The following is a 12,945-nucleotide window of genomic DNA, read 5'->3' as shown; positions in this document are numbered from 1 at the left end:
GTTGTTCAGACCTTCCTTAGATTAATTTGGCGTCATCGATCGTTCGATCTGCGCATCTCTGTACTTAATGTGGTGAACATTCAGCTTTGGAATGCTCCAAAGCTGGAGCAAGTGCGCGCGATTATAAAAAACCTCAGGGGGACCGTGCGATCTGTTCGTGCGGTGGTCGGTTTTTTACACACCAGACCAAAATGGGGAGTTAGGCGTTAATGAAGCGAATTTATCTGGAGGCTGGTCGCGAGTCTTTTGCTCACGACCAAACGGTGCCGCGCGCTCGCACGGTGGGAAACACGCAGGGGAGACTGCCGCGCAACCATGCAGGCAGAGTGCTGGCCACGGCAATGGCGATCGTGTTGTTCGGCATGGCCGGGGCGGCCGGTGCCGCGACCACGCCGGCTGCAGCGATTACGCAGTGCCAGGTGGTCGATGGCAGGCTACGTTGCCCGGGCGAGGCCGGCACGGTAGCTCAGACCGCTACTGCAGGATCGAACGACAGCGCCACGCAAGCGGCTGTGATAGCCGCCGCCGATGCGCAGATCCCGGCATTCGCGGACGGTGAGGATGCGCTGGCGTTGGGCAATGCGAGCAATGCGCTCGGCGATGGAACCATGGCGTTGGGCGGCGGAAGCCTGGCGTTGGACCGCGACGCGACCGCGATCGGGCATAACGCTGCGGCCGCGGGAGAATCGTCGATTGCCCTCGGCGGCGTTGCGACCGTGTTCGATTACGATGCCAACGGCTTCGTTATCGGCCAACGCGAACAGGCCACGCAGGCGTCAGGTGTGGGCGCCACGGCAGTGGGCGGTGGCGCACTAGCGGGCACGCCGTATGCCAGCGCCATCGGCAGCGGCGCCAGCGCCAGTGGCGTGCAGAGCACGGCGCTGGGGTATCGCGCACAGACCTCCAGCGACGGCGCCACCGCAGTGGGCGGGCTTTCCAGCGCCAGCGGCTTTCTTTCCACTGCCGGCGGTTATTCCTCGCGCGCCAGCGCAGACACCTCGACCGCGTTCGGTTACAGGGCGCGAAGCGACGGAGCCAGTAGCGTTGCAGTTGGCGACACCTCGTTGGCCAGCGGAGCGCAGAGCGTTGTCGTTGGCGGCGTCAGCAACTTCGGCTCGATTACCGCGGCGACCGGTCTTGGCGGCATTGCGCTGGGCTCGGGTGCACAGAGCCAATCCGATTATGCGATTGCCATTGGCTACGATTCCAACGTGTTTCCGAACGCGCCCGGCAATACCGATGCGGTGGCGATCGGGCACAGCGCCGGTTCGTTCGCACCACGTACCGTGTCATTGGGCGGCTTTGCCTTGGCGTCGGGCGATGGCGGCATCGCGATCGGCCATGGCAGCACCGCTTACAACGAAAATAGCGTGGCGCTAGGCGCGCGTGCCGCGACCTCGCAGTTCAATGGTGACAGCACCGTCATTGGCGCGGACGCGCAGGCCAACGGCGTGGATGCCGTGGCGATCGGCTACGGCGCGAAGGTGGGATCCTGGCTCGACGATGCCTGGAATCGTTCGGCATCCAGCGCGGTTGCGCTGGGGGCGCACTCCTATGCGTTTCGCAGCAACACGGTGTCGGTTGGCGATGTGCAAGCCGGCTTGACGCGCCAGATCACCAGCGTTGCGGCCGGTACCGAAGCCACCGATGCGGTGAATGTGGCCCAGCTCGATACAGTGCGCGCCGCCACCTCACGCATCGATGGCTATCTGGCGGTAACGCCGGCCACGGGCGCAACGACGGCATCTGCGCAGGGGCAGGGCGCCATGGCGCTGGGTGGCGCAAGCAGCGCGCTTGGCGCATCTGCCACCGCGGTGGGCTTCAATGCCTCCAGCGTTGGCCAGGGCAGTTCTGCGTTGGGCAGCCTGGCGGTTGCTGCCGGCGAGCGCAGCGTGGCGGTCGCCTCCGGCAGCCGTGCCTCGGCCACCGGTGCCAGCGCCATGGGTGTGGACAGCAGCGCCAGCGGCGTGAACAGCACCGCGATGGGCCGGCAGACCAGTTCCATCGGCGAAAACGGCGTTGCGTTGGGCTACAACTCCTTCGTGCGCGAAAGCGGCAGCAATGCCGTGGCGTTGGGTGCCAACGCGGGCGCCAGCGGTGCCGATTCGGTGGCATTGGGCTCGGGCTCGCGCGCCTATGAAGCCGACACGGTGTCGGTGGGTAGCGGCAACGGTCGCGGTGGCCCGGCCACGCGCCGCATCGTCAATGTGGGGGCGGGCACGATTGCCAGCGCCAGCACCGATGCGATTAATGGTGGCCAGCTGTTCCAGTCGCTGAGCAATGCGGCCAGCTTCCTCGGCGGCGGTGCGGCGATCGGTGCGCAAGGCGTGTTCGTGGCGCCGACCTATGTGATCCAGGGGGCCAGCTACAACAATGTCGGTGCGGCACTGACGGCGTTGGACAGCAAGGTCAGCGAGCTGGATGCGCGAGGCGGCGCGGCAACAGCTGCGTCACGTGTATCTGTCGCACGCCTGGCAACGGCGCGCACTGCAGCGGTCGACGCAACGGCCGATGGCTTGCAGTCGGCAGCGCTGGCGACCGACGCAACAGCCGACAGTGCCCTCTCGTCTGCAGCGACGGGCGCTGCAACTGGGCTTTCCGCAAGCACTGCGGTCCAGGGCACACCCACTGCCGCCGCCGTCGGCAGCATCACGCCGGCAGCCACGTCCACGGCAGTCGGTACGGCAGCAGTGGCCAACCACGTCACCGGCACGGCAATTGGCGGCAGCGCATATGCGCATGGCCCCAACGACACCGCCATCGGCAGCAATGCACGCGTCAATGCCGATGGCAGCACGGCGGTGGGTGCCAACACGCAGATCGCGGCGGTGGCCACCAATGCCGTGGCGATGGGCGAAGGTGCGCAGGTCACCGCGGCCTCGGGCACCGCCATCGGCCAGGGCGCCCGTGCCACGGCACAAGGCGCCGTGGCACTGGGCCAGGGCTCGGTTGCCGATCGTGCCAACACGGTGTCGGTGGGCAGCGTGGGCGGCGAGCGTCAGGTGGCCAACGTGGCGGCCGGTACGCGTGCCACCGATGCGGTCAACAAGGGCCAGTTGGACAGCGGCGTTGCCGCCGCCAACAGCTACACCGACAGCCGCTACAACGCGATGGCCGACAGCTTCGAAAGCTACCAGGGCGATATCGAAGACCGCCTACGCCGGCAGAACCGTCGCTTGGACCGTCAGGGTGCAATGAGCTCGGCGATGTTGAACATGTCCGCCAGCGTGGCCGGTATCGCCTCGCAGAACCGTATCGGCGCCGGTGTCGGTTTCCAGAACGGGGAGTCGGCGCTGTCGGTGGGCTACCAGCGTGCGATCAGCCCGCGCGCCACGGTCACCGTGGGCGGCGCACTCAGCGGCGATGACAGCTCGATCGGCGTGGGCGCCGGTTTCGGCTGGTAGCCGCAGGAGGACCACGCGGTTGCATGCATTCCCGCCGCCCGTCGTCGGGCGGCGCACTTTCTTCGTCATGCCCTTTCGCACTCACCTCGAAGGAATTCCATCGTGATCCAGAGCTCTTCTACGCAGGTCCTTGTGCTTGCCTGCTGTGTCCTGGCTGCGTCGTGCAGTACAGCGTTGGCCGCCACCGCCACCGCCGATGCGGCAGCGGCCAGTGCCCAACGTCAACAGGCCATGGCCAATGCGCCGGTTGACAGAATCATCGTCCGCTACCGCAGCGGGCAGGTCGGCACCGCGCACGACATCGGCCGCAGTGCCTCGACGGCAGTCGGTGCGGCCGCTTCGCGCGCCTCCATCCGTCTTGCGCCTGCTGCACGCACCACTGCCACCGCAGCGCCAACCTACCTGCGCACGCTTGCCGCCGGCGGCGAACTGATCAAGCTGCCTGCCCAGCTCAGTCGTGCCGATGCCGACCGTCTTGTGCAGGAATTGAGCGCAGACCCGGACGTCGAATCGGCGCAGGTGGATTTGCGCATGTATCCGCTGCAAGCCAGCGGCGCATTGCCGAACGATCCGCTGCTGCAAACCAATCAATGGCATCTCATCGATCCGGTGGGTGGCATCAACGTCGCGCAAGCCTGGAAAACAACACAAGGCGAAGGCGTCGTCGTGGCGGTACTGGATACCGGCATCCTGCCCGATCACCCGGACCTGGCCGGCAATCTGCTTGCCGGCTACGACTTCATCACCGACCCGTTCTTCTCGCGTCGTGCCACGGCCGAGCGTGTGCCCGGCGCACTGGACCTGGGCGATTGGATCGCCGAAGACGGCGACTGCGGGTTGTTTTCGGTGGCCAGCGACAGCAGCTGGCACGGCACGCACGTGGCCGGAACGGTTGCCGAAGCCACCAACAACGGCATTGGCGGAGCCGGCGTCGCCTACAGGGCGAAGGTATTGCCGGTGCGCGTGCTCGGGCACTGCGGCGGGCGACTCTCCGACATCTCCGACGCCATCGTCTGGGCGTCCGGCGGTCACGTCGATGGCGTGCCGGACAACCGCGATCCTGCCGAAGTGATCAACCTGAGCCTGGGCGGTGGCGGCGCATGCGGTTCGACGATGCAGGCTGCAATCGATGGCGCAGTGGCGCGCGGCACCGCCGTGGTGGTGGCGGCGGGCAATTCAACTGCCGATGTCTCGACGATGGCTCCCGCCAACTGCGCCAATGTGATTGCCGTTGCCGCCACGCGCGCCACCGGTGCGCTTGCCGATTACAGCAATTTCGGCCGTCAGATCGACCTGGCCGGCCCGGGTGGCAGCTCGACGTCCTTCGGCACCAACGATGGCCCGATCCGCAGCTTTGTCTGGCAGACCCTCTACACCGGCAAAACCACACCGACCTCCGGGCAGTTCACCTATGGCGGCACGCATTACGCCGGCACCTCGATGGCATCGCCGCACGTGGCCGGCACCGCCGCATTGGTGCAGAGCGCATTGATCGCCGACGGCAAACCGCCGTTGTCGCCGGCCGAAATGGAAAGCCTGCTCAAGCGCACTGCGCGCGCATTCCCGGTGTCGATTCCGGTGGCGACGCCGGCCGGCGCCGGCATCGTGGACGCCTGCGCCGCGGTTGCCCGCGCGTTACGTCGCTGCGATCGGGGCGATGTGGGGTGCCAGGTGGATGCGCAGCCACTGCGTAACGGCGTGGTCCAGAGCGGCCTCTCCAATCTGTCGGGCGATGCGGGCGTGTTCACGTTCCAAGCGCAGGCCGGTGCGGTGCTGAGTTTCATCAGCTTCGGCGGCAGCGGCCAGGCGGAGTTGTACGTGGCATTCGGACGCGAGCCCACTGCCACCGACAACGACGGCGCGTCCACGCGTCGCGGCACCAGCCAGACGGTGCGCTTCACCGCGCCGCGTGCCGGCACCTACATCCTCAAGCTGGAAGGCAGCGGTTTCGACGCGGTGAACCTGCTGGCGCGCCAATGATCCGACACGCAGCCGTCGGTTCGGGGAGACCGTCATTTCCTTGGCGGTGAACGCCTGAAACACGGCTGCTCCGCGCGCCGATGGACGGCGCATGCGGGCTGCGGGGCATGTTGGCCGCAGACCTGACCCCCCACCTCCTGCATTTTGCGCACCCAAGCCCGCTGGCGTCCTGCCGGCGGGCTTTTTTGTCTTTCCCCGTTCCGCCTATTCAGCTCTGAAATGTCTCGAAGGACATGATCTAGGTCGCTGTTTTCCAAAGATTTATCAAAAATCTAATAAAAGCAAGCAGAAGTGTGATCAAACGCGCACTTGTCTTCGCTTTCTGTCAAAAACTTGACGCCTGAAATGACGACTGTTAACACTCCGCTCAGTTCTATGGTTGGGTAGCGTTCACTTTTTGACTATCCAGGAAGCAGGCGCAAGCCGCCCGCCGCAAGGCCCATAGCGCGAACAACTGCGGTGAATTGCAGGCTGGAACGCCTTCCGCCGCTGGGCGTTCGCCAAAAAAACCAGTCCAACAACTCAGGAGTCGTGCGTCGATGAATCGGATTTATCGCAAGGTCTGGAACAAATCGCTTGGTGTGTGGGCCGTCGCCTCGGAATTGGCCAGCGGCGACAGCCCCGGAGCGGTTGCCTCAGCCGCGTTCATCGATCGCCGTCAGAGCCTGGCACTGGCCGCCGCCATCGCCCTGGCGCTGGGTGGCGCCGGATTGGCAACGCCGCTTCCCGCCAATGCGCAATCGGTCGAGGTGGGCCGCGGCACAGCGGCGCCGGGCAGCCAGGCCACCGCCATCGGCGCCAATAGCCACGCCAGCGCCACCGGCGCCGTGGCCACCGGCGCCGACAGCAGCGCCAGTGGCGTCAACAGCAGCGCGATCGGTCGCCAGACCAATGCGATCGGCGAAAACGCCGTGGCCATCGGCTACAACAGTTTCGTGCGCCAAAGCGGCGAAAACGGCGTGGCGCTCGGCGCCAATGCCGGCGTGACCGGCGCAAATTCGGTGGCGCTGGGCGCAGGCTCGCGCACCCACGAAGACGACGTGGTGTCGGTGGGCAGCGGCAATGGCCGCGGTGGCCCGGCCACGCGCCGCATCACCAACGTCACTGCCGGCGTCAATGCCACCGATGCGGTCAACGTGGCGCAGTTGCGCGACGTGGCCGAGGTGGCCGAAGACACCGCGCTGTTCTTCAAGGCATCCCCGGGTGACGACAGCGTGGGCGCGTATGTCGAAGGCGACAGCGCCAATGCCGTCGGCACGGCGACCACCGCGCTGGGAACCGGCGCCAATGCGGTGGCCGACAACGCCACCGCGGTGGGCGCAAACGCGCTGGCGTCCGGACAGAACAGCGCCGCATTCGGTCACAACGCACAGGCCAATGGTCCGGCGAGCGTGGCCGTGGGCGGCGCGGCAGTGGACGAAGACGGCGAGCCGTTGGTCACCAACGGCGGCGTGCCGGTCACCACCGGCGCCACCAGTGCCGGCGTCGGCGGAACCGCGGTCGGCGCCAGCGCCAATGCCGATGGCTTTGCCGCTTCGTCGTTCGGCGTCGGTGCCTATGCGGCCGGGACGCAGTCTTCCGCGTTCGGTGCGGTGGCCAATGCGGCGGGCGATTACGCCACCGCCGTGGGCACGCAGACCAGCGCCAGCGGCACCAGCAGCACCGCTGTCGGTGGTCCGGTCGATTACATCCCCGGTCTGGGCTTCTTCGTGCAGACCCAGGCCAGTGGCGAAGCCTCCACTGCGCTTGGCGCCGGCGCGATTGCGTCGGGTACCTACACCACCGCGGTCGGCACGCTGAGCGAAGCCTCCGGCACCGAAGCCACCGCGGTGGGCTACTTCGCGTATGCACCCGGCGAAGGCGCAACGGCCGTGGGTCCGGAATCCTGGGCCAGCGGCGAACTGAGCACGGCGCTGGGGTATTACAGCACTGCCCGCGGCGCCAATTCGGTTGCGTTGGGCGCCAATTCGGTCGCCACGCGCGCCAATACCGTGTCGGTGGGAGCGGATGGCGCAGAGCGCCAGATCACCAATGTCGCGGCCGGTACCGAAGGCTCCGATGCGGTGAATCTCGACCAGCTCACCGCGGTGTCCGATGTTGCGTCCACCACTGCGCGCTCCTTCGTCGCGACCGGCGATGGCGCTGCGATTGCGCAAGGCGTCGACAGCGTCGCTGCCGGTTCCAACGCATCGGCCTACAGCGACTACAGCACCGCGCTGGGTTCCAGCAGCGCGGCATCTGCGCAGGGTGCAACTGCAGTTGGCAGTGGCGCCAATGCCACCACCGACAACGCCACGGCAGTCGGCTTCAACAGCAACGCGATCGCGGAAAACACCACGGCGCTTGGCGGCAACAGCAGCGCCTCTGGCGATGGCAGCACCGCGGTCGGCGGCGCAAGCCAGGCCACCGCCAGCGGCGCGACGGCGCTGGGCTACGAGAGCATCGCCAATGGCGCAGACTCCACGGCAGTGGGTGTGGGTAGCGTGGCATTCGGCGACACCAGCACCGCCGTGGGTGGTGCAAGCGTGGCCTTCGGTGCCGATAGCGCGGCCTTCGGCGCCAATGCCGCGGCCGGTGGCACTGCATCCACCGCGATCGGCGCAAACAGCAGTGCCTTCGGCGAGCGCACCGTTGCGCTGGGCGGCGCCAGCAACGCGTCGGGCGATGACAGCATTGCGCTCGGTGCAAGCAGTCAGGCCTCTGCGCTAGGCACCACGGCCGTCGGCAGCAATGCCAACGCCAGCATTGCCAATGCCACTGCGGTCGGTTTCAACAGCAGTGCCGGCGACGACTACGCCACCGCACTCGGCGGCGACAGCAACGCATCGGGCTATTTCAGCACCGCCGTGGGCGGCACCAGCATCGCCAATGGGCGTGGTGCAACGGCGATCGGCTACGAAAGCATCGGCAATGGAACTGCATCGACCGCGCTGGGTTTTGCCAGTGTGGCGTGGGGTGACGGTGGCACCGCCATCGGTACCGAAAGTCTTGCCTACGGTGACGACAGCACGGCAGTGGGCGCGAATGCGGCTGTGGCCGATACCGGCTCGATTGCGGTGGGCACCTACGCAAATGCATATGGTCCGCGTGCCATTTCGCTCGGCGGCCAATCCAGGGCGACCGGCGATGAAAGCATCGCACTGGGTTGGGAAGCGCAGGCTGAAAGCGACCAGAGCATTGCGCTCGGCGCGAGCAGTCAAGCCGCTGCGTACTCCACGGCCGTTGGCGGCTATGCCGCGGCCAGCGGCGCTGGCGCCACGGCGGTGGGAAACAACAGCAGTGCCGTTGATTACTACGCCACCGCGCTGGGTAGCGACAGCGTGGCATCGGGATATTTCAGCACGACCGTCGGCAGCGCCAGCGTCGCCAGTGGGCGCGGAGCAACGGCGATGGGCGTTGACAGTGTGGCGCGCAGGGATAGCGACACCGCAATCGGTACCGAAAGTGTGGCCGATGGCGGCTACAGCACGGCGCTGGGCGCAAATGCGCGGGCAGAGGACTACTCTTCGGTCGCCCTGGGCACTTACGCCCTTGCGACGGGCACAAGCGCCATTTCGCTTGGCGGCCAGTCCTATGCGCCTGGTATCGAGAGCGTCGCGTTGGGCTGGCAATCCAACGCCTCGGGTACGCGGAGCATCGGCCTCGGCAGCGGCGCGGTGGCATCTGCCGACACCAGTGTCGCGCTGGGTGCGGGTTCGATCGCCGATCGCGCCAACACGGTGTCGGTGGGTGCAGCCGGCACCGAGCGGCAGATTGCCAATGTTGCTGCGGGCACCGAGGGCACCGATGCGGTGAACCTGGACCAGCTCAACGCCGTGGCTGGCGCCGCTGAAAACACCGCGCGCCTGTTCGCCGGCACCGGCACCGGCACGGCCGATGCACAGGGCGAAGACGCGACCGCCGCCGGCTCCAATGCCACGGCCGACGGCGATTACAGCAGCGCGTTCGGGTCCAGCAGCCAGGCCACCGCCATCGGTGCGGTGGCGATCGGCAGCGGCGCCAGCGCCACCGCGCAATACGCCAATGCGGCCGGTTACAACGCAGCGGCCAGCGGCTTTGGCAGCGTGTCCAACGGCGCCTTCAGCCAGGCCAGCGGCGACTATGCCGTGGCCGTGGGTGGCGAAAGCGAAGCGGCCGGTGCGCAGAGCACCGCGCTTGGTGCCGCCGCCGGTGCGTATGGCGATGGTTCGCTGGCGGTCGGTGCGCTGAGCCAGGCGCAGGGCAGCGAATCCACTGCCATGGGCTATTTCGCCAGCGCCAGCGGCGAATCGGCCACCGCCGTCGGCGCGGAGAGCGTTGCCAACGGTACCAGCGCCGCGGCCTTCGGCTTCGGTGCCGAGGCGACGTCCAACTACTCCACTGCGTTAGGCGGATATTCCAGCGCCAGCGGTTTCAACAGCACCGCGCTGGGTAATTTCAGCACCGCCAGCGGTTCGAACACGGTGGCCGTGGGTGGTGATGCCACCGCCACTGGCGCCTACAGCATCGCCGCCGGCCAGGGCAGTGTGGCCAGCGGCTACAACAGCGTGTCGGTTGGTGGTGCCTTGCTCGGCCTGTTGCCGACCGAAGCCTCCGGCGATTACTCCACCGCAGTGGGCGGCGCGGCGTGGGCGCCGGGTCTCAACAGCACGGCGCTGGGCAATTTCGCCGAGTCCACCGGCGAAAGCAGCGTGGCCTTGGGCGCCGACTCGGTGGCCGATCGCGATTTCGCGGTGTCGGTGGGCAGTGCCGGCAACGAGCGTCAGATCACCAACGTGGCGGCCGGCACGCAGGGCACTGATGCGGTGAACCTGGATCAGCTCAACGCCGTTGCCGAAGCCGGTGCAGCCACGAGCAAATATTTCCAGGCCAGCGGCAGCGCCGAGAGCGATGCCGGTGCCTACGTCGAGGGCGATAACGCGCTGGCGGCAGGCGAGGGTGCCAATGCCACCGGTACCGGCACCACCGCATTGGGTGCGGGCGCGCAGGCCGTGCTGGACAACGCCACCGCCGTAGGCGTGGGCGCATTGGCTGGCGGCACCGGCGCGGCAGCGCTGGGTAACAATGCACAGGCCGTGGGCGAAAACAGCAGTGCGGTCGGCAGCAACGCGTTGGCCAGCGATATCGGCGCCACCGCCAATGGTGCCGGCGCGCAGGCGATTTCGACCTACACCACTGCACTGGGCAGCGAAGCGGTGGCGTCCGACAATCAGGCCATCGCTGCGGGTTTCCGCAGTACCGCGTCCAATGTCGGTAGTGCTGCCTTCGGTGGCTACAGCGAATCGACCGGCCGCCTGTCGTCGGCACTGGGCTATGGCGCGGTCGCGTCGAGCGATTACAGCACTGCCGTCGGCGCCGTTGCGTTGGCCTCCGGTGCCAGCGCGGTCGCCGTCGGCGAATTCAGCGAAGCCACCGGCGATGAGAGCGTGGCCGTCGGCGGTAGCACGTTCTTCGGGTTCATCCCGGCACGTGCCTCCGGCACCGGCGCAGCGGCATTCGGTGCCGGTGCCTGGGCCACGGCGGACTACACCACCGCCATCGGCTGGAATTCCTATGCCGACGGCGTCAATGCCAGTGCATTGGGCCAGAGCGCAGCGGCGCTTGCCGACAATACCCTGGCACTGGGTGGCGGCAGCCGCGCCGATGCGGTCGGTGCCAGTGTGGTCGGTGTGGATGCCTCGGCCACCGGCATCAACAGCACCGGCGTCGGTCGTCAGGTGAATGCCATCGGCGAAAATGCGGTGTCGGTGGGCTACAACTCGTTCGTGCGCCAGAGCGCGGTCAACGGCGTGGCACTGGGTGCCAATGCCGGTGCGACCGGGGCCGATTCGGTGGCATTGGGTTCTGGCTCGCGCACCTACGAAGCCGACACGGTGTCGATCGGTAGCGGCAATGGCCGCGGCGGTCCAGCCACGCGCCGTATCGTCAACGTCAGCGACGGCCAGGCGGCCACCGATGCGGTCAACAAGGGCCAGCTGGATGCCCTGGCGGCCGATGTGCAGACCACCAGCGGCATGCTCAAGACCACCGGCGACGGCGTGGCCTCGGCCACCGGCGATCGCGCCACGGCGGCAGGTGCCGGCGCCACCGCCAGTGGCGCACGCAGCGTGGCGGTTGCCTCCGGTAGCCGTGCCTCGGCCACCGGTGCCAGCGCCATGGGTGTGGACAGCAGCGCCAGCGGCGTGAACAGCACCGCGATGGGCCGGCAGACCAATTCCATCGGCGAAAACGGCGTTGCGCTGGGCTACAACGCCTTCGTGCGCGAAAGCGGCAGCAATGCCGTGGCACTGGGTGCCAACGCTGGCGCCAGCGGTGCCGATTCGGTGGCATTGGGCTCGGGCTCGCGCGCCTATGAAGCCGACACGGTGTCGGTGGGCAGCGGCAACGGTCGCGGCGGCCCGGCCACGCGCCGCATCGTCAATGTGGGGGCCGGCACGATTGCCAGTGCCAGCACGGATGCGGTCAATGGCGGCCAGTTGTTCCAGTCGCTGAGCAATGCGGCCAGCTTCCTTGGCGGCGGTGCGGCGATCGGTGCGCAAGGCGTGTTCGTAGCGCCGACCTACGTGATCCAGGGTGCCAGCTACAACAACGTCGGTGCGGCATTGACTGCCTTGGACAGCAAGGTCACCGAGCTGGATGCACGCAGTGGCGGCACTGCCGCCAGCACCGCCGCACGCACCGCATCGCTGCGCACCGCAACGGTGCCGGCAGTGGCGGCGACTGCGGTCAGCGATGTGTCCAGCAATGTCGCAAGCACGGCGAGCGATGTAACGGCCTCTGTGCAGGGCGCGCCGACCGCCGCAATGGACGGCAGCATCACGCCGGCGGCCACGTCCACGGCGGTCGGCACGGCAGCGGTGGCCAACCACGTCACCGGCACGGCGATTGGCGGCAGCGCGTATGCGCATGGCCCCAACGACACTGCCATCGGCAGCAATGCACGCGTCAATGCCGATGGCAGTACGGCGGTGGGTGCCAACACGCAGATCGCGGCGGTGGCGACCAATGCCGTGGCGATGGGCGAAGGTGCGCAAGTGACGGCCGCGTCCGGCACCGCGATCGGCCAGGGCGCACGTGCCACGGCACAGGGCGCCGTCGCACTGGGTCAGGGCGCGGTTGCCGATCGTGCCAACACGGTGTCGGTGGGCAGCGTGGGCGGTGAGCGTCAGGTGGCCAATGTGGCGGCCGGTACGCGTGCCACCGATGCAGTCAACAAGGGCCAGCTGGACAGCGGCGTTGCCGCGGCCAACAGCTACACCGATAGCCGCTACAACGCGATGGCCGACAGCTTCGAAAGCTACCAGGGCGATATCGAAGACCGCCTGCGCCGGCAGAACCGTCGCCTGGACCGCCAGGGCGCGATGAGCTCGGCGATGTTGAACATGTCCGCCAGCGTGGCCGGTATCGCGTCGCAAAACCGCATCGGTGCCGGTGTCGGTTTCCAGAACGGCGAGTCGGCGTTGTCGGTGGGCTACCAGCGTGCGATCAGCCCGCGCGCCACGGTCACCGTGGGCGGCGCGCTCAGCGGCGACGACAGCTCGATCGGCGTGGGTGCCGGTTTCGGCTGGTAAGGCGTTATCGC

The 12,945-nt window shown here is 67.6% G+C and carries 4 protein-coding genes; all 4 read left to right on the top strand.

The genetic code is table 11. The features are described from left to right. On the top strand, positions 1–210 hold a 210-nt coding region (locus J7360_RS13715; RefSeq protein WP_209034079.1), incomplete at its 5' end, for a hypothetical protein. Beyond that, the gene (locus J7360_RS13710) at positions 210–3,404 is read left to right on the top strand and encodes a YadA-like family protein (protein ID WP_209034078.1); all 3,195 of its coding nucleotides are present in this window, start codon (positions 210–212) and stop codon (positions 3,402–3,404) included. The genes J7360_RS13715 and J7360_RS13710, both read left to right, overlap by 1 nt. A 102-nt stretch (positions 3,405–3,506) precedes the next feature. Further along, positions 3,507–5,384, top strand: a complete 1,878-nt coding sequence (locus J7360_RS13705; RefSeq protein WP_209034077.1) for a S8 family serine peptidase — start codon at positions 3,507–3,509, stop codon at positions 5,382–5,384. Between the two features lie 539 nt (positions 5,385–5,923). Then, positions 5,924–12,934, top strand: coding sequence for an ESPR-type extended signal peptide-containing protein (locus J7360_RS13700; RefSeq protein ID WP_209034075.1), 7,011 nt, complete (start codon positions 5,924–5,926; stop codon positions 12,932–12,934). Positions 12,935–12,945: the final 11 nt, after the last annotated feature.

It is taken from the genome of Xanthomonas sp. D-99 (genome assembly GCF_017746145.1).
Taxonomy (GTDB): domain Bacteria; phylum Pseudomonadota; class Gammaproteobacteria; order Xanthomonadales; family Xanthomonadaceae; genus Xanthomonas; species Xanthomonas cissicola.
Note: the sequence above shows the minus strand (reverse complement) of the source record. Positions and strands in the feature narration are given on the sequence as shown.